22 protein-coding genes are annotated in these 24,075 nt (G+C 61.1%); 11 read left to right on the top strand and 11 right to left on the bottom strand.

The features are described from left to right. Positions 1 to 105: 105 nt before the first annotated feature. On the bottom strand, positions 106 to 774 hold the full coding sequence (elbB, locus tag RG836_RS05765) for an isoprenoid biosynthesis glyoxalase ElbB (protein WP_310843943.1): 669 nt from the start codon (positions 772 to 774) through the stop codon (positions 106 to 108). Between the two features lie 115 nt (positions 775 to 889). Between elbB and RG836_RS05760 the strand changes: the two genes are divergently transcribed. Next, entirely contained in the window at positions 890 to 2,125 is a 1,236-nt protein-coding gene (locus tag RG836_RS05760; RefSeq protein WP_310843941.1) for a sterol desaturase family protein, read from the top strand. On the opposite strand, the gene RG836_RS05755 is transcribed toward RG836_RS05760, so the two are convergent. Then, complete coding sequence (locus RG836_RS05755) at positions 2,106 to 2,738, bottom strand: DedA family protein (RefSeq protein ID WP_310843940.1); 633 nt, start codon at positions 2,736 to 2,738, stop codon at positions 2,106 to 2,108. The genes RG836_RS05760 and RG836_RS05755 overlap by 20 nt on opposite strands. 208 nt (positions 2,739 to 2,946) lie before the next feature. On the opposite strand from RG836_RS05755, the gene hemB reads away from it, so the two are divergent. Continuing rightward, on the top strand, positions 2,947 to 3,960 hold the full coding sequence (hemB, locus tag RG836_RS05750) for a porphobilinogen synthase (protein WP_310843938.1): 1,014 nt from the start codon (positions 2,947 to 2,949) through the stop codon (positions 3,958 to 3,960). A gap of 18 nt (positions 3,961 to 3,978) precedes the next feature. Beyond that, positions 3,979 to 6,201, top strand: a complete 2,223-nt coding sequence (gene ppk1, locus RG836_RS05745) for a polyphosphate kinase 1 (RefSeq protein WP_310843935.1) — start codon at positions 3,979 to 3,981, stop codon at positions 6,199 to 6,201. Between the two features lie 168 nt (positions 6,202 to 6,369). Here ppk1 and ppx read toward each other — a convergent pair whose 3' ends face one another. The 6 genes from ppx to RG836_RS05715 form a co-directional block, all read right to left on the bottom strand. After that, complete coding sequence (ppx, locus tag RG836_RS05740) at positions 6,370 to 7,872, bottom strand: exopolyphosphatase (RefSeq protein WP_310843934.1); 1,503 nt, start codon at positions 7,870 to 7,872, stop codon at positions 6,370 to 6,372. A 158-nt stretch (positions 7,873 to 8,030) separates the two neighbouring features. Further along, positions 8,031 to 8,777 (bottom strand): outer membrane protein, encoded by a 747-nt coding sequence (locus tag RG836_RS05735; RefSeq protein WP_310843933.1) that lies wholly within the window; start codon positions 8,775 to 8,777, stop codon positions 8,031 to 8,033. A 181-nt stretch (positions 8,778 to 8,958) separates the two neighbouring features. After that, positions 8,959 to 9,693 carry an amino acid ABC transporter ATP-binding protein gene (locus tag RG836_RS05730; protein ID WP_310843931.1) on the bottom strand — a complete coding sequence of 245 codons (735 nt, stop codon included), beginning with the start codon at positions 9,691 to 9,693 and terminating at the stop codon, positions 8,959 to 8,961. Continuing rightward, entirely contained in the window at positions 9,680 to 10,330 is a 651-nt protein-coding gene (locus RG836_RS05725) for an amino acid ABC transporter permease (RefSeq protein WP_310843930.1), read from the bottom strand. The genes RG836_RS05730 and RG836_RS05725 overlap by 14 nt, the downstream gene beginning before the upstream one ends. Continuing rightward, positions 10,327 to 10,995 carry an amino acid ABC transporter permease gene (locus tag RG836_RS05720; protein ID WP_310843928.1) on the bottom strand — a complete coding sequence of 223 codons (669 nt, stop codon included), beginning with the start codon at positions 10,993 to 10,995 and terminating at the stop codon, positions 10,327 to 10,329. Before RG836_RS05720 ends, RG836_RS05725 begins: the two co-directional genes overlap by 4 nt. 24 nt (positions 10,996 to 11,019) lie before the next feature. After that, on the bottom strand, positions 11,020 to 11,805 hold the full coding sequence (locus RG836_RS05715; protein WP_310843925.1) for a transporter substrate-binding domain-containing protein: 786 nt from the start codon (positions 11,803 to 11,805) through the stop codon (positions 11,020 to 11,022). A 255-nt stretch (positions 11,806 to 12,060) separates the two neighbouring features. On the opposite strand from RG836_RS05715, the gene RG836_RS05710 reads away from it, so the two are divergent. From RG836_RS05710 to RG836_RS05680, 7 genes are all read left to right on the top strand, one after another. Further along, a complete protein-coding gene (locus tag RG836_RS05710; protein ID WP_310843923.1) occupies positions 12,061 to 12,765 on the top strand; it encodes a FadR/GntR family transcriptional regulator in 705 nt (234 codons plus the stop codon). A 120-nt stretch (positions 12,766 to 12,885) separates the two neighbouring features. Beyond that, on the top strand, positions 12,886 to 13,215 hold the full coding sequence (gene trxA / locus RG836_RS05705) for a thioredoxin TrxA (protein WP_003177349.1): 330 nt from the start codon (positions 12,886 to 12,888) through the stop codon (positions 13,213 to 13,215). Positions 13,216 to 13,465: 250 nt separating this feature from the next. Further along, a complete protein-coding gene (rho, locus tag RG836_RS05700) occupies positions 13,466 to 14,725 on the top strand; it encodes a transcription termination factor Rho (protein WP_310843920.1) in 1,260 nt (419 codons plus the stop codon). Positions 14,726 to 14,908: 183 nt separating this feature from the next. Beyond that, positions 14,909 to 16,903 carry an acyltransferase family protein gene (locus RG836_RS05695; RefSeq protein ID WP_310843917.1) on the top strand — a complete coding sequence of 665 codons (1,995 nt, stop codon included), beginning with the start codon at positions 14,909 to 14,911 and terminating at the stop codon, positions 16,901 to 16,903. A gap of 69 nt (positions 16,904 to 16,972) precedes the next feature. Continuing rightward, on the top strand, positions 16,973 to 18,439 hold the full coding sequence (ubiD, locus tag RG836_RS05690) for a 4-hydroxy-3-polyprenylbenzoate decarboxylase (RefSeq protein ID WP_310843916.1): 1,467 nt from the start codon (positions 16,973 to 16,975) through the stop codon (positions 18,437 to 18,439). Then, complete coding sequence (locus RG836_RS05685; protein WP_310843913.1) at positions 18,439 to 19,407, top strand: CDP-6-deoxy-delta-3,4-glucoseen reductase; 969 nt, start codon at positions 18,439 to 18,441, stop codon at positions 19,405 to 19,407. The genes ubiD and RG836_RS05685 overlap by 1 nt, the downstream gene beginning before the upstream one ends. 204 nt (positions 19,408 to 19,611) lie before the next feature. Continuing rightward, complete coding sequence (locus RG836_RS05680; protein WP_310843911.1) at positions 19,612 to 20,283, top strand: gamma-glutamylcyclotransferase; 672 nt, start codon at positions 19,612 to 19,614, stop codon at positions 20,281 to 20,283. Here RG836_RS05680 and glpT read toward each other — a convergent pair. Continuing rightward, positions 20,256 to 21,608, bottom strand: a complete 1,353-nt coding sequence (gene glpT / locus RG836_RS05675) for a glycerol-3-phosphate transporter (RefSeq protein WP_310843909.1) — start codon at positions 21,606 to 21,608, stop codon at positions 20,256 to 20,258. The two genes, RG836_RS05680 and glpT, sit on opposite strands and share 28 nt — an antisense overlap. A 337-nt stretch (positions 21,609 to 21,945) precedes the next feature. Then, positions 21,946 to 22,923 (bottom strand): NADPH:quinone oxidoreductase family protein, encoded by a 978-nt coding sequence (locus tag RG836_RS05670; RefSeq protein ID WP_310843907.1) that lies wholly within the window; start codon positions 22,921 to 22,923, stop codon positions 21,946 to 21,948. A gap of 150 nt (positions 22,924 to 23,073) precedes the next feature. Between RG836_RS05670 and RG836_RS05665 the strand changes: the two genes are divergently transcribed. After that, positions 23,074 to 23,481, top strand: a complete 408-nt coding sequence (locus RG836_RS05665; RefSeq protein ID WP_310843905.1) for a flagellar basal body-associated protein FliL — start codon at positions 23,074 to 23,076, stop codon at positions 23,479 to 23,481. Positions 23,482 to 23,604: 123 nt separating this feature from the next. Here RG836_RS05665 and RG836_RS05660 read toward each other — a convergent pair whose 3' ends face one another. Further along, complete coding sequence (locus RG836_RS05660) at positions 23,605 to 24,057, bottom strand: EVE domain-containing protein (RefSeq protein WP_310843903.1); 453 nt, start codon at positions 24,055 to 24,057, stop codon at positions 23,605 to 23,607. Positions 24,058 to 24,075 lie beyond the last annotated feature (18 nt).

Genomic DNA, 24,075 nt, shown 5'->3' with positions numbered 1-24,075 from the left:
CCGTTGGGGCGCGCAGCGGCCCCAAAAATCGCCAGCCATTCAGATCCGTGTGAGTGTTGCGCACTCAAGCGGGAGCAAGCTCCCTCGCCACAAAGAGCACAGGCGTCACGCATCGTTTTCGTGAGTCAGCTCCAGCACCCGGTCCACCAGCTTATTGATCCCCGACGCCACTTCACTGATCGACTGCGCCAGCATGTAACCCGGCGTGCTCACCAGTTTGCGCGCCTTGTCTTCGATGATGTCGCTCACCGCGCAGTCTTCGTGGGTAGCGCCCATTTTGTTCATGGCGGCGGCGGTTTCAGCGTCGTTACCAATGGTGCACGTCACCCCAGGGCCGTAGATTTTTGCCGCCAGTGCCGGGGAGATGCAGATCAGGCCCACCGGTTTGCCCGCTTCGGCGAAGGCTTCAGCCAGCGCCAAAACGTCCGGCTGCACGCTGCATGCGGCGCCTTCCACGGCGAAGTTCGAAAGGTTCTTGGCCGCGCCGAAACCGCCGGGCACGATCAACGCATCGAAGTCTTCGACACTGGCTTCGGCCAAGTCCTTGATGTCGCCGCGGGCGATGCGTGCCGATTCCACCAGCACATTGCGCGTCTCGGGCATTTCTTCGCCGGTGAGATGGTTGATTACATGCATCTGCGCAATGTCGGGGGCGAAACACTGGACCTGAGCGCCGCGCTGGTCCAGGCGCAGCAGGGTGATGACGCTTTCATGGATCTCGGCACCGTCCTGTACGCCACAGCCGGAAAGGATCACTGCAACTTTTTTGCTCATGGGTTTCTCTCCATATTCATGGCGTTAAATGTCCACTAATTTGTCACTCGTTGCCATAGGGATAATTCGCAGCTACACCTAGGATCTGTCCTCAAGATTCCGATCAGGGCGCGTCATGGACTTCATTCTGTATGCAGTGCCGTTTTTCTTTGTGCTGATTGCCGTCGAGTTGCTGGCGGACCGCTGGCGCGGGGTCAGTCACTACCGCCTGGCGGACGCGATCAACAGCATCAGCACTGGCATTTTGTCGACCACCACCGGCCTGTTGACCAAGGGCGTCGGACTGCTGACCTATGCCTTCGCCCTCAAGCACCTGGCTGTGTTCGAACTGGCGGCGGACAGCATTTGGACCTGGCTGTTTGCCTTTGTCCTGTACGACTTCTGCTACTACTGGCTGCACCGCATGGGCCACGAGCGCAACATCCTCTGGGCCGCGCATTCGGTGCATCACCAGAGCGAGGACTACAACCTCTCCACCGCCCTGCGCCAGACCAGCACCGGGTTTCTCCTGAGCTGGATTTTCTACCTGCCGATGGCCGTGCTCGGCGTGCCGCTGCTGGTGTTCGTCAGCGTCGCGGCACTCAACCTGCTGTATCAGTTCTGGGTGCATACCAGGCACATTCCCAAACTTGGCTGGTTCGAGTGGTTCTTCGTCACGCCATCCAATCATCGGGCCCACCATGCACAGAACGCTCTCTACATGGATCGCAACTACGGCGGGGTGTTCATTCTTTGGGACCGACTGTTCGGTTCGTTCCAGGAAGAGGACGACAACGAGCCGGTGATCTTCGGCGTGACAACGCCGCTGGCGAGCTGGAATCCGTTGTGGGCCAACCTGCAGTTTTACGCGCAGTTATGGGAGGATGCGCGGCGCACCGAGCGCTGGCAGGACAAGCTACGGATCTGGTTTATGCGCACCGGTTGGCGCCCGGCGGACGTCGCGGCCAAATACCCGATGAACAAGCCGGACCTCAGCCAGTTCCGCAAATTCGAAGTGCCGCTCGACGGGCGCCAGCAGCTCTATGTGCTGGCGCAGTTTTGCGTCTACATCGCGCTGGGCAGTTACCTGATGAACTTCGAGCGAGCGCTGTCGACGCCAGCCCTGATGCTGGGCCTGGTCGCAGTGGGGGCGGGGTTGTTTGTGCTGGGCGCGGCGCTGGAGAATCGTCCGTGGGCGTGGAAGGCTGAGTTGCTGCGGCTGGCGTCGAACCTGCCGCTGGTGTGGCTGGCGCCGCTGGTCGGGCTATGGCCGGCCAGCGCGGTGGGCTGGATCGGCGTGCTCAGTTACAGCCTGCTCAGTGGCATTGGCCTGTATTGCTGCCGCAGCCGATTTACTCGCTTGGCGTCTTAGCCGCGTCCGCCTTGGCCTGTTCGGCCTTCAGCGCTTGCTCGTCGGCGTATACCTGGCGGGCCAGCCGCGCGTTCTTGAAGCGCCGGCGCAGCCACAGGCCGACACCCAGCACCAGCAACGCGCCGAGCACCCACAGCTCATATTTCTTGACGCTGCCAAGCATGCCTTCCAGCACCGCGCCAAAGTGGTAGGCCGCCGCCGCCAGCGCCGAAGCCCAAATGGCTGCGCCAATGCCGTTGAGCAACAAATAGCGGCCCGGCGGGTAACCGGACAAGCCGATCGCCACCGGCATCACCGTGCGCAATCCGTAGACAAAGCGGAAGCTCAGGACCCAGATGTCTGGATGCTTGCGGATATGTTCCAGCGCCCGGTCGCCCATCATCTGCCAGCGCGGCTTGCGCGCCAGTAACTTGCGGCCGTGCTTGCGCCCCAGGAAGTACCACAGCTGATCTCCGGCATAACTGCCAAAGAACGCCACGACCACCACCAGGTTGATGTCCATGTATCCGCGGAACGCAAGGAAGCCTGCGAGCACCAGAATGGTTTCGCCTTCGAAGAACGTGCCGAGAAAAAGGGCAAAATAGCCGAAGTCATGCAGAAATTGTTGGAGCATTGTCTGGGTGCTGGCGAAATGAACGCGCAGCCTAACCCTTCGTGCACATTCGTGAAAGTGTCCAAATGTGTCTCGACGTGAACATTTCCTACAACGACAATGGAATGCGGCTACGTGTCACAGGGGTGCACACAACTGTAATACGACGGTCATAATGGTCGCTTATAACTGTCACGCTCGCCAGCCAGTGCGGGCTCAGGAGTCTGCCGTGAGCTTTACCCCAGCCAACCGTTTGTTCCCTGGTACCCGCTTGCGTCGCAATCGCCGCGACGATTTTTCCCGCCGACTGGTGCGTGAAAACGTCTTGACCGTCGACGATCTGATTCTTCCGGTGTTCGTGCTGGACGGTGAAAACCGTCGCGAAGCCGTGGCCTCGATGCCTGGCGTCGAACGCCTGACCATCGACCTGTTGCTGGAAGAAGCGGCCAAATGGGTCGAATTGGGTATTCCGGCACTGGCGTTGTTCCCGGTGACCCCGGTGGAACTCAAGACCCTCGACGGCGCCGAAGCCTGGAACCCGGACGGCATCGCCCAACGCGCCACCCGTGCCTTGCGCGCGCGTTTCCCGGAACTAGGCGTAATCACTGACGTGGCGCTGGACCCGTTCACCACCCACGGCCAGGACGGCATCCTCGACGAAGAGGGCTACGTGCAGAACGACATCACCGTCGACGCACTGGTCAAGCAAGCGCTGTCCCACGCCGAAGCCGGCGCCCAGGTGGTCGCGCCGTCGGACATGATGGACGGTCGCATCCAGGCCATCCGCGAAGCCCTGGAACTGGCCGATCACGTCAACGTGCGCATCATGGCCTACTCGGCCAAGTACGCCAGCGCCTACTACGGCCCATTCCGCGATGCGGTGGGCTCGGCGCTGAACCTCGGCAAGGCCAATAAAGCCTCCTACCAAATGGATCCGGCCAACAGCAACGAAGCCCTGCATGAAGTGGCTGCGGACTTGTCAGAAGGCGCGGACATGGTCATGGTCAAACCAGGCATGCCGTACCTGGACATCCTTTTTCGGGTCAAGGACGAGTTCAAAGTCCCGACCTTCGTCTACCAGGTCAGCGGCGAATACGCCATGCACATGGCGGCGATCCAGAATGGCTGGTTGAGCGAAGGGGTGATTCTCGAATCCCTGACCGCTTTTAAACGCGCCGGCGCCGATGGCATCCTCACTTACTTCGCCATCCGCGCCGCTCAATTGTTACGAGAGCAAAAATAGCCCTCCCAGGAACCGTTCATGAATACCGAAGGACTCACTGAAGTTGCCGTAACCGAGGCTCAGCCCGTCGCCGAGCCGATCGTCGAAACCCCGCCGGAGCTCGAACCCGCGCCGCCCGCGGTGGTGGCCGAAGCGGTTCCGGCCGCACCGGCGATCACGATTCCTGGCCTGGATGACAGCAGCCTGTACATCCACCGTGAGTTGTCGCAACTGCAGTTCAACATCCGCGTGCTGGAACAGGCGCTGGATGAGTCCTACCCGTTGCTGGAGCGGCTTAAGTTCCTGCTGATCTTCTCCAGCAACCTGGACGAGTTCTTCGAAATTCGTGTCGCCGGGTTGAAGAAACAAATCACCTTCGCCCGCGAACAGGCTGGCGCCGATGGCCTGCAACCACACCAGGCGCTGGCGCGCATCAGCGAGCTGGTGCACGGCCACGTCGACCGTCAGTACGCGATCCTCAACGACATCCTGTTGCCGGAACTGGAAAAACATCAGGTCCGCTTCATTCGTCGGCGTTACTGGACCACCAAGCTGAAGACTTGGGTCCGCCGGTATTTCCGCGACGAGATCGCGCCGATCATCACCCCGATCGGCCTCGACCCGACGCACCCGTTCCCGTTGCTGGTGAACAAAAGCCTGAACTTCATCGTCGAGCTCGAAGGCATTGACGCCTTTGGCCGCGATTCCGGCTTGGCGATTATCCCGGCGCCACGTTTGCTGCCACGGATCATCAAGGTTCCGGAAGAAGTCGGCGGCCCTGGCGACAACTACGTGTTCCTCTCGTCGATGATCCACGCCCACGCCGATGACCTGTTTCAGGGCATGAAGGTCAAGGGTTGCTATCAGTTCCGTCTGACCCGTAACGCCGATTTGTCGGTGGACACCGAGGACGTCGAAGACCTGGCGCGCGCCCTGCGCGGAGAGTTGTTCTCCCGGCGCTACGGCGATGCGGTGCGTCTGGAAGTGGCCGACACCTGCCCGAAACACCTGTCCGACTACCTGCTCAAGCAGTTCAACCTGCACGAAACCGAGTTGTACCAGGTCAATGGCCCGGTCAACCTCACACGGCTGTTCAGCATCACCGGCCTCGACAGCCATCCGGAGCTGCAATACACGCCGTTCACGCCGCAGATCCCGAAACTGCTGCAGAACAGCGAGAACATTTTCAGCGTGATCAGCAAGCAGGACATCCTGCTGCTGCACCCGTTCGAGTCGTTCACCCCGGTGGTCGACCTGCTGCGCCAGGCGGCGAAAGACCCGCACGTCCTGGCTGTGCGGCAGACCCTGTACCGTTCCGGTGCCAACTCGGAAATCGTCGACGCGCTGGTGGATGCGGCGCGCAACGGTAAGGAAGTCACCGCGGTGATCGAATTGCGCGCGCGCTTTGACGAAGAGTCCAACCTGCAACTGGCCAGCCGTCTGCAAGCGGCCGGCGCGGTGGTGATTTACGGCGTGGTGGGCTTCAAGACCCACGCCAAGATGATGCTGATCCTGCGTCGCGAGGCCGGCGAGATCGTCCGTTACGCGCACTTGGGCACCGGCAACTACCACGCCGCCAACGCCCGTTTGTACACCGACTACAGCTTGCTGACTTCCGACGACGCCTTGTGCGAAGACGTCGGCAAACTGTTCAGCCAGTTGATCGGCATGGGCAAGACGCTGCGCATGAAAAAGCTGCTGCATGCGCCGTTCACCCTGAAGAAGGGCATGCTCGACATGATTGCCCGCGAAACCCAGTTCGCCCTCGACGGCAAACCGGCGCACATCATTGCCAAGTTCAACTCGCTGACCGATCCGAAGATCATCCGCGCGCTATACAAGGCCAGCCAGTCCGGCGTGCGCATCGACCTGGTGGTGCGCGGCATGTGCTGCCTGCGTCCGGGCATCCCCGGGGTCTCGCACAACATCCATGTGCGTTCGATCATCGGCCGCTTCCTTGAGCACACGCGGGTGTTCTATTTCCTCAATGGCGGCGACGAGCAGATGTTCCTGTCCAGCGCCGACTGGATGGAACGCAACCTCGATAAACGGGTAGAGACCTGCTTCCCGGTCGAGGGTCGCAAGCTGATCGTGCGGGTCAAGAAGGAGCTGGAAAGCTACCTCACCGACAACACCCACAGCTGGAGCCTGCAGTCGGACGGCCGCTACATCCGCAATACACCGACCGGCAACCAGAACCCGCGCAGTGCCCAGGCCACCTTGCTGGAACGTTTGGGTAGCCCGATTTTGACCGTGAACTAACGCAACACCCCTGTGGGAGCGAGCCTGCTCGCGAAAGCGGAGTGTCAATCAAAGCCCTGTCGGCTGATGCACCCTCTTCGCGAGCAGGCTCGCTCCCACAAGGGACGTGCGGTGATTTGTTGGATTGCGCGCACAAAAAAGGCCTTCATTTGAAGGCCTTTTTTCGTTTCAGCGCAGGTTGAGGGTGAAGCCTACGCGGGTCAGCCACTCGGCTTCCAGGGCGAAGTCGGCCTGGGTCAGTTGGTTTTCGTCCAGCCAGTTTTCCGGGAACATCACATCCAGGCTGTCACCGTGGGCGCGCAGCACCACTTGCGGCATTTCCTGGGTACCACGGATGTGGTGGAACAGGATCGCGAAGCGCAGCAGCACGCACAGGCGAATCAGCTTGATGCCGTCGTCGCCGAAGTCAGCGAACTTGTCCCGGGGAATGTTGCGGCGGTGGCCACGCACCAGCAGCGCGAGCATTTGCTGGTCTTCGCGGGAGAACCCGGCCAGGTCCGAGTGCTCGATCAGGTAGGCGCCGTGCTTGTGGTAGTGATAGTGAGCGATGTCCAGGCCCACTTCATGGACCTTGGCCGCCCAACCCAGCAATTCGCGCCAGACGCCATCGTCGAGGTCCCAATCCGCCGCCACTTGATCAAACGCATGCAACGCCTTGCGCTCGACCCGCGCCGCCTGGTCGAGGTCGACGTGGTAACGCTCCATCAGCGAGCTGAGGGTGCGCTCACGCACGTCTTCGTGATGATGACGGCCCAGCAGGTCATAGAGCACGCCTTCACGCAGAGCGCCTTCGCAGTGATCCATGCGTTGCAGGTCGAGCGCATCGAAGATCGCTTCGAGGATCGCCAGGCCGGCGGGGAAAATCGCCCGACGATCAGGCTTGATGCCTTCGAAATCGATTTTCTCCACGTCGCCCAGTTTGAACAGCTTGCGCTTGAGCCAGGCCAGGCCCTCGGCGTTGACTTCGCCAGTGCCGTGGCCGCCGGCCTTCAGCGCCAGGCCGATGGCGCGGATCGTGCCCGAGGAGCCGATGGCTTCATCCCAGGTCAGGCGGTGCAGGGCGTGTTCGATGCTCATTATTTCCAGGCGTGCCGCAGTGTAGGCCTGGGCGTAGCGCGCCGGGGTGATCTTGCCGTCCTTGAAATAACGCTGGGTAAAGCTCACGCAGCCCATTTGCAGGCTTTCGCGCAGCAGCGGCTCGAAGCGCTGGCCGATGATGAACTCAGTACTGCCGCCGCCGATATCGGCGACCAAACGTTTGCCCGGGGTGTCGGCCAGGGTGTGCGACACGCCGAGGTAGATCAGGCGGGCTTCTTCACGTCCGGAGATGACCTCTACCGGGTGGCCAAGGATTTCTTCGGCACGGCGGATGAATTCGCCACGGTTGCGCGCCTCGCGCAGGGCGTTGGTGCCGACGATGCGCACAGCGCCGAGGGGCATGCCGTTGATCAGTTGGGCGAAGCGCTTGAGGCAATCGAGCCCGCGCTGTATGGATTCTTCGTTGAGTTGGCGCGCGTCGTCGATCCCGGCCGCCAACTGGACCTTCTCTCCGAGCCGCTCGAGGATGCGGATTTCACCGTTCTGGGCCTTGGCCACGACCATGTGGAAGCTGTTGGAGCCCAGGTCAATGGCGGCGATCAGGGACAGGTTCTTGGCTTGGGATTGCGGCATGGTTAAGGGGTCTCGGTCGATAACTCCGCCATCGTGCCACGATCAACCGCTGGCGCCAACGCGCAGAGCACAAAGCTTGATCCAGCACACTGAAGCTGTGAGGAGGGAGCAAGCTCCCTCGCCATACAAACATGCCCGGCCACTGAGGCATCCGGTGATCAGAACTTCCAGTTCATCCCGACCCGCAGCAATTGCCCGTCGTTCTTGAACTTGGAGTCGTAACCGGTGCCCGCGCCGCCGTTGCCGGGGATGACCGCGACATCGAGTTTCTCGGTGCCCAGATCGTAGTACATGTATTCGGCCCTGAAGGTCAGGTTGTCGTCGATCGCCTGTTCGATCCCGGCGCCGACTATGTAACCGGTACTGAATTGGCTTTGCGAGCCGGAGAACTGCGTGGCGCCGTTGGCTCCGAACATGTCGACGCTCTGTTCGGTGCGGCCGTAGGCCAGGCCGGCGGTGCCGTAGAACAGCGTGCGATCGACCGCGTAGCCGACGCGGCCGCGCAGGGTGCCGAGGTAGTTGATCTGCGATTCGAATTTATTGTTCAGCGCCGCGCCGGTATTCAGCGCACGGGTGCCGACGTTGCTGGAGTCGCTGAGGTCGGCGGCAGAAATATCGGCCTCGACGCCAAACACCCACTGTTCGACCTGGTAGTTGTAGCCGGCCTGCAGGCCGCCGACGAAGCCGTTACGGTCCAGGTCAACCGAGCCCGGCCGCGCGCCGCCATTGATGTTGGCGATGTTCGGCGCGGCCTGGCCCTTGGTGCGGATGTCGCCATCGCCGCCAAAGCCGTAGCCGGCGTTGAAACCGGCGTAGAAGCCAGTCCAGTTGTACGGTTCGGCGGCCTGCGCCGCAGTGGAGCCCAGCAAAGTCGCGGCGGTGACCGCCAGCAGTCGATTGATCATGTGTGTCCCCAATAGTTGATGTTGTTTTTTCGTCAGCCACACTTCCACGCCGCATGCACAAGGCATTCGCTTAACCAAAGCTCGGTGGGATGACGCGTGACGTTCGTCAGCGCCAGGGCGGCGCTGTCGAAAGGAACAACAATCGGGGTGCGGGTTTTATTCCCTCGCTTTTTCTAACGTCTCAGGCGTGTTCGACGGAGCCGATGAAGTTAGCCAGCTCCACAGTCTGCGGGTGGGCGAACAGGATCTTCGGGTCGCCTACTTCATGGACCTTGCCCTGATGCATAAACACCAGTGTGTCGCCGACTTCGCGGGCGAAGCGCATTTCGTGAGTGACCATGATCAGGGTCATGCCTTCCTTGGCCAATTGGCGCACCACGCTGAGCACTTCGTTGACCAGTTCCGGGTCCAGCGCCGAGGTGATTTCGTCGCACAGCAGCACTTTCGGCGACATCGCCAGGGCGCGGGCGATGGCTACGCGTTGTTGCTGGCCGCCGGAGAGGCGATCGGGGAAGGCATCGAATTTTTCCCCGAGGCCGACCCGTATCAGCATCTGCCGCGCCAGCTCTGCGGCTTTGGCCTTGGGGACTTTTTGTACCACTTGCGGGGCGAGCATCACGTTTTCGCCGACGGTCAGGTGCGGGAACAGGTTGAATTGCTGGAACACCATGCCGACTTTCTGCCGCAGGCTGCGCAGATCCGCGCGAGCGGCGTCCAGGTACTCGCCATCGACTTCGATCACGCCGTCGTTGATCGACTCCAGGCCATTGAGGGTGCGCAGCAAGGTGGATTTGCCCGAGCCGCTACGGCCGATGATCGCCACCACCTGGCCCTCCTCGACGCTGAGGTCGATGCCTTTGAGCACATGGTGGTCGCCGTAATATTTATGCAGGGCAGAAATTCTAAGCAGAGGCATGCAGTCTCCTTTCCAGATAGCGCGCACTGAGGGACAACGGGTAGCAGAGCGCGAAGTAACCGAGCGCGACCAGGCCGTAGACCATGAAGGGTTCGAAGGTGGCGTTGGCGAGCATGCCGCCGGTCTTGGTCAGTTCGGTAAAGCCGATGATCGAGGTCACTGCAGTGCCCTTGACCACTTGCACCGAGAAACCCACGGTCGGCGCCACGGCGATGCGCAGGGCTTGCGGCAGGATCACGTAGCGCAGTTGCTCCAGCGGATTGAGCGCCAGGCTCGACGAGGCTTCCCACTGACCGTTGGGGATCGAATCGACGCAACCGCGCCAGATCTCCGCCAGGTAAGCGCTGGTGAACAAGGTCAGCGCCGTCGCGGCGGCCATCCACGGTGAAATCTCGACGCCGGCCAGGGCCACGCCGAAGAACACCAGGAAGAGCTGCATCAGCAGCGGTGTGCCCTGGAACAACTCGATGTAGGTGCGGGCGACATTACGCGGCAAGGCTTTTTTCGAAATGCGCATGACCATCACCAGCAAACCGATCAGGCCGCCGCCGATAAATGCCACCAGCGACAGCGCCAGGGTCCACTGCAACCCCGTCAGCAAGTTGCGCACGATGTCCCAGAAGGTGAAATCGCTCATTGGCTGCTCCGGGTCAGGTAGCGTCGGCCGAGCCAGTTAAGCAACTGGCGGATCATCAGCGCCATGCACAGGTAGATCAATGTGGTCAGGGCGTAGGTTTCAAAGGCGCGGAAGTTACGCGACTGAATGAAGTTGGCGGCGAAGCTCAGCTCTTCGGTGGCGATCTGCGAACACACCGCCGAACCCAGCATGACAATGATGATCTGGCTGCTCAGCGCCGGCCAGACCTTGCTCAGGGCCGGCACCAGCACCACGTGGCGAAAGGTTTCGGCGCGGCTCATGGCCAGGGCCGCCGAGGCTTCCAGTTGCCCGCGAGGGATCGCCTGAATACCGGCGCGGATGATTTCCGTGGAGTAGGCGCCGAGGTTGATCACCATCGCCAGCACCGCCGCTTGCCACTCGGAGATCTGCAGCCCGAGCGATGGCAGGCCGAAAAAGATGAAAAACAGCTGCACCAGGAACGGCGTGTTGCGGATCAGCTCGACATAGACGCCAAAGATCCGCGCGAACGGTTGGATATTCCAGGCCCGGACCACGGCCCCGAGAATGCCCAGCCCGACCCCGAACACCGCGCCGATGGCCGTCAGTTCCAGGGTGAACAGCGCGCCGCGCAGCAGCAGGTCGGTGTTCTGCACCACCGGTAGAAAGTCGAACTGATAGGCCATGCGCCAACTCCTAGGCTGGAACGGTCAGAGGTCGGCCGGCAGCGGCTCTTTGAGCCAGGTCAGGGCGTTCTTTTCCAGGCTGCCGTCGGTCTTGGCGGTGGCGAGGATCTGGTTGACCTTGTCCAGCAGTGCGGTTTCGTTCTTGTTCACGCCGACGTACACCGGCGAGTCCTTGAGCTTCACTTTCAGCGCCGGGACGCGTTTCGGGTTTTTCTCGCTGATGGCGACCATCACCACGTTGCCGCTGGCGATCAGGTCGACCTGGCCGGCCAGGTAGGCGGCGATGGTCGAGTTGTTGTCTTCGAAGCGCTTGATGGTCACGCCTTCGGGGGCGACTTTGCTCAGTTCGATGTCTTCGATGGCGCCGCGGGTGACGCTGATGGTTTTGCCCTTGAGGTCGTCGAGGCTGCTGATGGCGGCGTCTGGCGGGCCGAACACGGCGAGGTAGAACGGCGCGTAGGCACGGGAGAAGTCGATGACTTTTTCACGCTCGGGGTTTTTGCCCAGGCTGGAGATCACCAGGTCGACCTTGCCGGTGGTGAGGAACGGGATGCGGTTGGTGCTGTTGACCGGGGTCAGCTCGAGTTTGACCTTGAGCTGGTCGGCCAGCAGTTTTGCCGTGTCGATGTCCAGGCCACGGGGTTTCATGTCCGGCCCCACCGAGCCGAACGGCGGGAAGTCTTGCGGCACGGCGACCTTAAGGGTGCCGCGCTTGACCACGTCCTCCAGACCGTCGGCGTGGGCGGGCACCTGGCTGAGCAGCAGGCTGGCAAACAGGGCAGAGAGCAGGGCGCTGAAACGCGGGGTCATGGTCAATCTCCGAATCGGCGGGGGATGATTTCTGTCAATCGACAGAGCACGGGGCATGCCAACCCCGTCGAAACGTCCCGCAGGCCACGGCTTTGTTGGTACGGATCGGTCTTACTGGTCTGAACAGTCGGCGGGCATTTCGCACCGTCATCGCGCATCCTGGCAACCCGCCGAACCCTGCTGGGGCACGACTTGCCGGGCGCTGCGAATAGCTTTACAACTAGCCGCTCATTGGCCCGGTTTGTCTAAAAAACCATGAATTTGATCGCTCGCGCCGTACCCGAAGTGGCCTTGCACGCCATCCGCAAATTGATTGCCGAACAAGGTTTCGGGCCGGGGGATGCCTTGCCCTCGCAACGGGACCTGGCCGTGCAATTGGGTGTGAGCCGGGCTTCGTTGCGTGAAGCGTTGTCGTCCTTGAGCGCGTTGGGGGTGATCAGCGTGCAGCCCGGCAAAGGCGTGTTTGTCCAGGCGCTGGAGGGGCTGGCGTCGACGCCGGGGGCCAGTTGGCCATTTGCTGCACAAGCGTCGCCGATGGATATCTTTCAACTGCGCTACGCCTTGGAGGGTTTTGCCGCGGGGCTGGCGGCGACGCTGCTGAGCCTCGACGACCTGGATGCCCTGGAGGCCAACGTCGAAGCCATGCGCCGCGAATTGCGCGCCGAGGATTTCGATGCGGCGGCGCGGCTGGACTTCGAATTCCACCGACGGATCCTGCTGGCCAGCGGCAATCAGGCGATGTTGAACATCCTCACGGCCCGCGCCGACATCTTCTTGGAAAGCCAGAAACTGCCGTTCATCCGGGCCGAGCGGGCCATGGAAACCTGGCAAGAGCACCGCAAAATTCTTCGAGCCCTGGCGCGCGGGGCGTCTGGCCCGGCACAGAAAGCCATGCAAGAACACGTGCGCAATGCCGCGTTGCGCACCGGTATTGCCTTCGTGGCTCCCGGCACCTTGTGACTTGAGCTATACCCAAAGTCATAAAACGCCATAGCGAGACTCAATCATCTGCACCTTCCTGAACAGGGGAAGGGCGGCTATGATGGGCCACGTTTTTTTGCTTACAACCTGGAGACTTCCATGAGCAGCGATCTTATCAAACACGTTAGCGACGCTAGCTTCGAGGCCGATGTACTCAAGGCCGAAGGCGCTGTACTGGTCGACTACTGGGCTGAGTGGTGCGGCCCATGCAAAATGATCGCTCCGGTCCTGGACGAAATTGCTGAAACCTACAAAGGCAAGTTGACCATTGCCAAGCTGAACATCGACGAAAACCAGGAAACCCCTGCCAAGCACGGCGTGCGTGGTATCCCGACGCTGATGCTGTTCAAGAACGGCAACGTCGAAGCCACCAAGGTCGGCGCGCTGTCGAAGTCGCAACTGGCGGCTTTCCTCGACGCCAACATCTAAGTCGGCTCGTTGTCAGCGTCACCGAAAAGCCCCGCCATTCAGCGGGGCTTTTTCCGTATCCAGGGCTAGACGCTCCGAAACTCAGGTGGTACATTCGGCCCCGCACTGGTTTCTCCACTGCCCCCTGCTAGCCGTCGCCGACGCACTCCTTTTCGAATAAGTACGCGATCCTGTCGCCTTCTCCGCGGCGCGGCCTCATTAAGCCAAAAGCTTAATTTCCCCCCTCCATAAATGATTACGTCATTCCTATATGAATCTGACTGAACTCAAGCAAAAGCCGATTACCGACCTGCTCCTGCTGGCCGAAGAAATGGGCATAGAAAATATGGCCCGTTCGCGCAAGCAGGACGTGATTTTCTCCCTGCTCAAGAAGCACGCTAAAAGCGGTGAGGAAATCTCCGGTGATGGCGTGCTGGAGATCCTCCAGGACGGCTTCGGTTTCCTGCGCTCCGCTGACGCTTCCTACCTGGCCGGCCCGGACGATATCTACGTCTCGCCCAGCCAGATCCGTCGTTTCAACTTGCGCACCGGTGACACCATCGTTGGCAAGATCCGCCCTCCTAAGGAAGGCGAGCGTTATTTCGCCCTGCTCAAGGTCGACACGATCAACTTCGATCGTCCCGAGAACGCGAAAAACAAGATTCTCTTCGAGAACCTGACCCCGCTGTTCCCGACCGTGCGCATGAAGATGGAAGCCGGTAACGGTTCCACTGAAGACTTGACCGGTCGCGTGATCGACCTCTGCGCACCGATCGGCAAAGGCCAGCGCGGCCTGATCGTGGCCCCGCCGAAAGCGGGCAAGACGATCATGCTGCAGAACATCGCGGCCAATATCGCCCGTAACAACCCCGAAGTTCACCTGATCGTGCTGCTGATCGATGAGCGTCCGGAAGAAGTGACCGAAATGCAGCGCACCGTGCGCGGCGAAGTGGTTGCCTCGACGTTCGACGAGCCGCCAACCCGCCACGTGCAGGTTGCCGAAATGGTGATCGAGAAGGCTAAGCGCCTGGTCGAGCACAAAAAAGACGTGGTGATCCTGCTCGACTCCATCACCCGTCTGGCCCGTGCCTACAACACCGTGATCCCGAGCTCCGGCAAGGTACTCACCGGTGGTGTCGACGCCCACGCTCTGGAGAAACCGAAACGTTTCTTCGGCGCCGCGCGCAACATCGAAGAAGGCGGCTCGCTGACCATCATCGCCACCGCACTGGTTGAAACCGGTTCGAAGATGGACGAAGTGATCTACGAGGAATTCAAAGGTACCGGCAACATGGAGCTGCCTCTGGATCGCAAGATCGCCGAGAAGCGTGTGTTCCCGGCCATCAACATCAACCGTTCCGGCACCCGCCGCGAAGAGTTGCTGACCGCCGACGACGAACTGCAGCGCATGTGGATCCTGCGCAAACTGCTGCACCCGATGGACGAAGTCGCGGCCATCGAGTTCCTGGTCGACAAGCTGAAACAGACCAAGACCAACGACGAGTTCTTCTTGTCGATGAAGCGTAAGTAACACGGCTCGTTGAGCCGAAAAAATGGCGCCTTACGGGGCGCCATTTTTTTGCGTGAAAAATGGAAGGTTTGGGACCCGTCATGGTCCCTTAGGGAGCAACAAACCCTCGAAGGCCGGCTGATGCGCTGGCGGGCCGCGCGGGCGGGCTGTTCAAACAACAATTTCTGACTGGCTTCTGATGACATGACCACTCTTGCTTATCGAAGGGATATCGACGGCTTGCGCGCCATCGCCGTAATTGCGGTGGTGCTGTTCCATTTCGGCATTCCGGGCTTCACTGGCGGCTTCGTGGGTGTCGACGTGTTCTTCGTCATCTCCGGCTACCTGATCACCTCGATCATCTGGAACCAGCGCCAGGCCGGGCGTTTCAGCTTCGTCGATTTCTGGGCGCGCCGGGCGCGGCGGATTCTGCCGGCGCTGTTCGTGATGATTATCGCGGTGCTGGCGGTGGGCTGGTTCTTGCTGGCGCCCAAGGATTACGAAGAGCTGGGGCGCTCGGTGCGTTACCAGATGATGTTTTTCTCCAACGTGCTGTTCATGCGCCAGGACGGCTATTTCGACGTCGCCTCAGACTTGAAGCCGTTGCTGCACACTTGGTCGCTGGCGGTAGAGGAACAGTTCTACATCATCTTCCCTTTATTACTGACCCTGCTCTCGAGCCGCTTCAAGCATTGGCGGCTGGCGTTGTTTGCGGTGTTGCTGGTGTCGTTTGGGCTCAGTGTCTGGGCGGTGGCCCATCACCCGGAGAAAGCCTTCTTCCTGCTGCCGATGCGTGCCTGGGAGTTGCTTGCCGGGGCGATGCTGGCCGTGGCGCCAAGAAGCACCTGGCGCTTGACCCCGCTTGGCGCGCAAGCGATCAGCGGGGCGGGATTCGCGCTGATTCTGCTGGCGGTGTTCTGCTATGACAAAAGCACGCCGTTCCCTGGTGCGGCGGCGCTGCTGCCGACTCTGGGCGTGGTCGCGCTGATCTGGGCCAACGGCCATCGGCAAACCCTGGTCGGCGCGTTGTTGGCCAGCCGCGTGATGGTCGGCCTTGGGTTGATCTCCTATTCCTGGTACCTGTGGCACTGGCCGATCTTCGTGTTCGCCAGTTACGCCAGCGTCGACGAGCCGTCGGCGCTCGACATCGCCGGGCTGATCCTGTTGAGCCTGGTGCTGGGTTACCTGTCGTGGCGTTGGGTCGAGACACCGTTCCGCGAGCGGCGCTTGCTGGCGGGGCGGCGGCAGATTCTGGTGGCGGCAGCGTTCGGTGTGCTGGTACTCGGCCTGGCCGGACAAACCCTGCGCTGGACTGATGGTTTGCCGTGGCGCCTGTCCGACTCGGCATTGCAGTACGCCAAGGCTCGTGAGTGGCGGCCAGAGCTGATGGACTGCCTGGCGGATGACAAAACCCCGGACGACAAGCTGTTCTGCCATTACGGCTCATCGGTATCGCCCAAGGCGCTGGTGTGGGGCGACAGCCACGCCACGGCGCTGATTCCGGTATTCGACGACGGTGCGCGCAAGCATGACGTCGATGTGATCCTCGCCAGTTCTCCCGGTTGTGTGCCGGTCGCCGGCCTGGAGCACGATGCCCGTTGTGCGCGGTTCAACCAACGGGTCGAAAGCGCCTTGAAACCGCAAGCGGTGGCGGATGTGGTGTTGGTCGCGCGCTGGAGCCTGTACCTCTACGGCGACGTCAAGGGTGACCTCGGCCACGCCTTGCGCAACCCCGAGGGCCGTTACGAGCGCGGCGTCGCCGAGCAACGCCTGGCCGACGGCTTGCGCGCGCGGGTGCAACAACTGCGCGCTGGCGGGCACCGGGTCTGGCTGGTCAAGGAAGCACCGTTGCAGACCTTCAGTCCGCCGTACCGTCTCAGTCGCCTGGCGATGCTCAATCGGCCGACCTCGGCAGAGGGCCTGGCACTCAGCGAGCACCTCAAGCGCCAGGCGTTCATCAGTCAGTTGTTCAACCAACTGGCGGCGGATGCGAACGTGCGGGTGGTCGACCCGGCGCCGCAGCTGTGCGATGCCCAGGGCCTGTGCCGGGTCGAGCTCGACGGTCATTCGCTGTACACCGACGATAACCACCTCTCGGAAGTCGGCGCGCGACGGGTGGCACCGGTGCTGCAACCGCTGTTTGACAGTCTGCAAGCGCAAGCGCGGCTGGGCGGCGGCAACGCGAATGCGGCCAACTGAGCAGCGATAAGCTGTCAGCCGCCCTGAGAGCAGGTAGGATGTACGCCTATTTTCGGGGTGGCAACGTCAATGAAATTCAAGGACCTTCGGGATTTCGTGCAGCAACTGGAGCAGCGCGGAGAGTTGAAACGTATCCAGATTCCCGTCTCTCCCGTGCTAGAGATGACCGAAGTCTGCGATCGCACGCTGCGCGCCAAAGGCCCGGCCCTGCTGTTCGAGAACCCTACCGGTTATGACATCCCGGTGCTCGGCAACCTGTTCGGTACCCCCGAGCGCGTGGCCATGGGCATGGGCGCCGAGGCGGTCAGCGAACTGCGCGAAATCGGTAAGCTGCTGGCGTTCCTCAAGGAGCCGGAGCCACCGAAGGGGTTGAAGGACGCCTGGTCGAAGCTACCGATCTTCCGCAAGATCATCGCCATGGCGCCGAAAGTGGTCAAAGACGCGGTGTGCCAGGAAGTGGTCATCGAAGGCGAGGACGTCGACCTGGCGATGCTGCCGGTGCAGACCTGCTGGCCGGGCGACGTCGGGCCGCTGATCACCTGGGGCCTGACCGTCACCAAAGGCCCGAACAAGGACCGGCAGAACCTCGGCATCTACCGTCAGCAAGTGATCGGCCGCAACAAGGTCATCATGCGCTGGTTAAGCCATCGTGGCGGCGCCCTGGATTTCCGCGAATGGTGCGAGAAGCATCCCGGCCAGCCGTTCCCGGTTTCGGTGGCGCTGGGTGCTGATCCGGCGACCATTCTCGGCGCGGTTACCCCAGTGCCGGACACGCTGTCCGAATATGCCTTCGCCGGTCTGCTGCGCGGTAACCGCACCGAACTGGTGAAGTGCCGGGGCAACGACCTGCAAGTGCCGGCCACGGCGGAAATCATCCTTGAAGGGGTCATCCATCCCGGCGAAATGGCCGATGAAGGCCCGTATGGCGACCACACCGGTTACTACAACGAAGTCGACAGCTTCCCGGTGTTCACCGTCGAGCGCATCACCCACCGCATCAAGCCGATTTACCACAGCACCTACACCGGCCGGCCACCGGATGAGCCGGCAATCCTCGGCGTGGCGTTGAACGAAGTGTTCGTGCCGATCCTGCAGAAGCAGTTTCCGGAGATCACCGATTTCTACCTGCCGCCCGAAGGTTGCTCGTACCGCATGGCCATCGTGACCATGAAAAAGTCGTATCCAGGGCATGCAAAGCGGGTAATGCTCGGCGTCTGGTCGTTTTTGCGACAGTTCATGTACACCAAGTTCGTTATCGTCACTGACGACGACATCAATGCCCGGGACTGGAATGACGTGGTCTGGGCCATCACCACGCGCATGGACCCCAGGCGCGACACGGTGATGATCGACAACACGCCGATCGATTACCTGGACTTCGCCTCACCAGTGTCTGGCCTGGGTTCGAAGATGGGGCTCGACGCCACGCACAAGTGGCCGGGTGAAACCACGCGGGAATGGGGTCGGGTTATCGTCAAGGACGAGGCCGTGACCCAGCGGATCGATGCCATCTGGAACCAGTTAGGAATAGATTGATGCGTGTAACTTTGCAGCCCTCCGGTGCGGTCCTTGAGATTGAGCCCGGCGAGCGGATTCTCGACGGTGCGCGGCGCCTGGGCTACGACTGCCCGCAAAGCTGCCGCAACGGCAACTGCCATGTGTGCGGGGCGTTGCTGGTGGAAGGGCGCGTCGAACAGGACGGCCAGGTTCGCGATCATGGCGAGTTCTACACCTGCATCGCCGAGCCGCTGGAAGACTGCATCGTGCTGTGGGATGGCGTGCTGGCCCTGGGAGAGCTGCCGGTGCGCAGTCTGTCGTGTCAGATCATCAGTTGCGTGGATGTCGGCGGTGACACCTGGCGTGTACGCCTGCGAGCCCCGGCCGGCAAGCCGCCGCGTTATCACGCCGGGCAGTACCTGATGATCCACCGCGACAATGGCGAGAAATCCTCGTTCTCGCTGGCCTCGGCGCCCCACGGCGGCCGCGACCTGGAAATTCATGTGCTGGCGCGCGAAGCCAGTGCACTGAACCTGATCGAACAGCTGCGCCGAGACGCCTTGGTGCGCATCGACATGCCGTTCGGCGATGCGCACCTGGCGGAGTTGCCTGACGGACCGTTGGTGCTGATCGCCGCCGGCACCGGCATGGGCCAGATCCACAGCCTGATCGAACATTGCCGCGCCACTGGCTTCAAGCACCCGGTGCATTTGTATTGGGGCGTACGCCGGCCGGAAGACTTCTATGAAATCGAACATTGGGACGAGTGGCTGAAACTGCCGAACCTGTTCCTGCATAAAGTCGTCAGCGATCAATGTGGCTGGACCGGGCGCTGCGGCATGTTGCACGAAGCGGTCTGCGAAGACTTCCCCGATCTCAAGCCCTTGCACGTCTACGCCAGTGGCTCGCCGGCCATGGTGTACGGCACGCTGGATGCGCTGGTCGCGGCAGGGATGGATGCGCATCAGATGCGCGCCGATGTGTTTGCCTACGCCCCTCGTTCTTGACACTGTCTCATCTATATAACGCTGTATATAGCCGATCGGTATTTATGATGTTGAGTAAATATCGGTAGGTTATATCTCCCTAGGTAATTATTTAAAAACTGTGCCATGGCACTTAAATTGCCTTAAACCATATGTGCCTTATTGTTACAGCGGTGCGTTCTATTAAGTAATTCGTCACTTGCGGGGAGCTGAACGCTATTCGCCATGAGCGCCATTGAATCGTCAATTTTGAACCTGGCTTACCCTCCGCGGCTCGATCTGGGGCCGCAGCTCACTCACGAACAATTGCTCAGTTCGATGCAATCCACCATGGCGCGCCACAAGGGCGGGCCGGTCTGGCTGTTTGCGTATGGGTCGTTGATCTGGCGTCCGGAGTGCACCGCCGTGGAGCGGGTGCGCGGTCGAGTGCACGGTTACCATCGCGGCTTGTACCTGTGGTCCCACGAACATCGCGGCACCCCGGAAATGCCCGGCCTGGTGTTTGGCCTGGATCGCGGCGGTTCCTGCAGCGGTTTTGCTTATCGTCTTCCTGAGGAACAACTCGAAGCCTCGCTCTATGCCTTGTGGAAGCGCGAGATGCCGTTTCCCTCCTATCGCCCGCACTGGCTCAACTGCCGCCTCGAAGATGGCACTCAGGTGCAGGCCTTGGGATTTGTCCTGGAGCGGCACCTGCCCAGCTATGCCGGCAACTTGCCGGATCATGTGCTGAGCCAGGTGTTCGAAAGTGCTTGCGGGCGTTACGGCACCACTCGCGATTATGTCGAGCAGACCGCCAACGCCCTGCGTAGCCACGCCATGCCAGACCGGAATCTGGAGGCGCGGCTCAAGCGCTGTGGTTCAAGCGGTGATCAGGAGGCGGTGGCTTCGCGGCTCTGACTGGCGACTTGCTTGTGCCACAGGGTCGGGGCCAGGAACGCCATCGCCAGCAGGCACGCGCCGATCAGCAGCACGAAGCCGCCATTCCAGCCGAAGTGGTCCACGGTGTAGCCCATCGCCGCACTGGCCGCGACCGACCCCCCGAGATACCCAAACAGACCGGTGAAACCCGCAGCGGTGCCGGCGGCTTTCTTCGGCGCCAGTTCCAGCGCTTGCAGGCCGATCAGCATCACCGGGCCATAGATCAAGAAGCCGATTGAAACCAGCGCGATCATGTCGACGGTCGGGTTGCCGGCCGGGTTGAGCCAGTAAACCAGGGTCGCGACGGTCACCAGGGCCATGAACACCATGCCGGTCAGGCCACGGTTGCCACGGAAGATCTTGTCCGACATCCAGCCGCACAGCAGCGTCCCCGGAATCCCCGCCCACTCGTAGAAGAAGTACGCCCACGAGGTTTTGTCCACGGTGAAGCCCTTGGCTTCCTTCAGGTAGGTCGGCGCCCAGTCCAGCACGCCGTAGCGCAGCAGGTAGACGAACACGTTGGCCATGGCGATGTACCACAGCATTTTGTTGCGCAGCACGTATTTGACGAAGATTTCCTTGGCGCTGAATTCTTCCTCGTGGCTGGCGTCGTAGCCTTCCGGGTAGTCGTTCTTGTACTTCTCGATCGGCGGCAAGCCCACCGATTGCGGGGTGTCACGCATGGTCACGAAGGCAAACACCGCCACCGCCATGGCCACCGCTGCCGGCACGTAGAACGCTGCATGCCAGTCATTGAACAAGCCCATGCCGAGCAGGAACAACGGGCCAATCAGGCCGCCGCCGACGTTGTGCGCCACGTTCCACAGCGACACCACGCCGCCGCGTTCCTTCTGCGACCACCAGTGCACCATGGTCCGTCCGCTCGGCGGCCAACCCATGCCCTGGGCCCAGCCGTTGATAAACAGCAGCACGAACATGATGGTCACGCTGGACGTTGCCCAATGCGAGAAACCGAAGATAAACATCACTGCCGCCGAGACCATCAGGCCGAACGGCAGGAAGTAACGCGGGTTGGATCGGTCGGAGACGATGCCCATCAGGAACTTGGACAAACCGTAGGCGATGGCAATCGCCGACAACGCGACGCCCAGCTCACCACGGGTGTAACCCTCGTCGATCAGGTACGGCATGGCCAGGGAAAAGTTTTTGCGCAGCAGGTAGTAGCCGGCGTAACCAATAAAGATACCGGCGAAGATCTGCCAGCGCAGACGCCGATAGGTGCTATCGATTTTTTCTTCAGGCAAAGGAGCCTGATGTGCAGCAGGTCGAAAGAAAGCAAACATTCAGGTACTCCAGAATTCTTGTTTTTGACTGCGGATGTGAATGTTACAGTTTCGTTACCGAAAATAGCACCGCTTCTCATCGGCAAAATAGCGGAAATGTTCAAGATTTCATGTTCTTTTACGAACATGTCGCTTAGGTGCAATTGAAGGGCGCTGTCAGACCTGTGCACTGAAGTGTTTTCAGCGTGCCACGGCAGGTGATGGGAGACAGGGCTTTTGGAACAGTGGCGATTTCAGCCATGGACCGTTTCCGCACGCTTGCTGCCGAGGGAGATTCGGCAATGGCTGCGGTTGCGGCGTAGATTGAAGCGGCCCGGTATCCGGGCCGCTCAGTGACTCAACGAACCTGCACCACCACTTTGCCAACCGCCTTGCGTTGCGCCAGGTCATTGATTGCCTGCGCGGCACTGGTCAGCGGATAAACCTGCGACACCAGCGGCTTCAACTGGCCTTCGGCGAACCAGGTGAACAGTTGCTGAAAGTTGGCTGCGTTGTCCTGAGGCTGGCGCTGGGCGAACGAGCCCCAGAACACACCGAGTACCGCGGCGCCTTTGAGCAGGGCGAGATTGACCGGCAGTTCGGGGATGCGCCCGCTGGCGAAGCCCACCACCAGCAGGCGACCGTTCCAGGCGATGGCGCGGATGGCCTGATCGAACAGGTCGCCGCCGACCGGGTCGTAGATCACGTCGGCGCCCTGGCCGTCGGTCAGGCGTTTGATTTCGTCTTTGAGGTTGCCTTCGCTGTAGTTGATCAGCTCATCGGCGCCGGCAGCCTCGGCCACCGCGAGTTTCTCGGCGCTGCTGGCGGCGGCGATCACCCGGGCACCCATGGCTTTGCCGATTTCCACTGCGGCCAGACCTACGCCGCCCGAAGCACCGAGTACCAGCAGGGTTTCGCCGGGTTGCAGATTGCCGCGCTGCTTGAGGGCGTGCATCGACGTGCCATACGTCATGCTGAAAGCGGCGGCGGTGTTGAAGTCCATAGACGGCGGAATGGGCAGCACGTTGTAGCCGGGCACCGCGACCTCCTCGGCGAAACTGCCCCAGCCAGTCAGCGCCATGACGCGGTCGCCGACCCTCAGGTGGCTGATCTTTTCGCCCACGGCGCTGACCACGCCGGCGGCTTCACCGCCCGGTGAAAACGGGAAGGGCGGCTTGAACTGGTATTTGCCCTCGATGATCAGCGTGTCGGGAAAGTTGACCCCGGCGGCGTGCACCTCCAGGAGGATTTCATTCTTCTTCGCCACCGGACTGGCGACGTCTTCCAGCACCAGCGATTCGGCGGGGCCGAAGGCTTTGCACAGCACGGCTTTCATCAGGGCTATTCCTTTGGGAGTGATGGCCGATAAGTGTAGGTGGGTGCGTCGATGGGTCAACGAGCATGCCCGACCCTGATAGTCAGCCATAAGCTTGTGCTTGCGCGGCGGGCCGTTATGCTAGGCCGCAAACCGGATAAGGAGCGAATTGTGAAAGCGTGGATCATGTTGTTGCTGGCCCTGTCTCTGCCCGTGGCAGCGCTGGCCGAAGAAGCCAAAGAGGGTGAAGCGCCTAAGGTCAATTACATCACCCTGAGCCCGCCGTTCGTGGGTAACTATGGGCTCGATGGTACCGCCAAGCTCAAGGTCTACAAGGCCGACGTGGCGTTGCGCGTGACGGGCGAAGAATCGACCAAAGCGGTTAAGGCCAATGAGCCGTTGATCCGTAATCAACTGGTGGCGCTGTTCGCCCAGCAAACGGCCGAGACCATGAACAACGTCGAGGCCAAAGAGAAACTGCGCCAGGAAGCGTTGAAGCAGACGCAACAAGTGATGAACGACGAAACCGGCAAGCCAGTGGTCGAGGATTTGTTGTTTAACAACCTGATCATTCAGTAAAGGACAGGTTGGTCGAGCGGGCCTCATCGCTGGCAACCCAGCTCCCACAGGTTGTGGTGTTGAATGCAAAATGTGTGTTCGCCCGAAACCACCGTGGGAACTGGCTTGCCAGCGATAGCGATCTCAGGACTTGAGCGCAATCACCGCCGCCCATTGCTCGGCCGTTACCGGCATCACGGACAGTCGGGTGCCTTTTTGCACCAGCGGCAGTTCCGCCAGCGCGGTTTGCTGTTTCAGGTAATCCAGCCGCAGTACGCTGGCAAAGGTTTCAACATGAGCGACATTCAACGCGCTCCAGGGGTTTTTTTCGGCGGTCGCTTTCGGGTCGTAATAGTGGCTGTCCGGCTCAAGCGCGGTCGGGTCGGGATACGCGGCTTCGACAATCTTGCCGATACCGGCGATGCCCGGCTCCGGGCAACTGGAGTGATAAAAGAAGAAGTGGTCGCCCACCGCCATCGCCCGCATAAAGTTGCGCGCCTGGTAATTGCGCACACCGTCCCAACGCGCCTCGCCAAGCTTTTCCAGGCCTTTGATCGATAGCTCGTCGGGCTCGGATTTCATTAGCCAATAGGCCATGGTTTTGCTCCTGGACGG

The sequence above is a fragment of the Pseudomonas rhizozeae genome (genome assembly GCF_031583775.1).
Classification (GTDB): domain Bacteria; phylum Pseudomonadota; class Gammaproteobacteria; order Pseudomonadales; family Pseudomonadaceae; genus Aquipseudomonas.
This window is presented reverse-complemented; position numbering and strand designations above follow the sequence as displayed.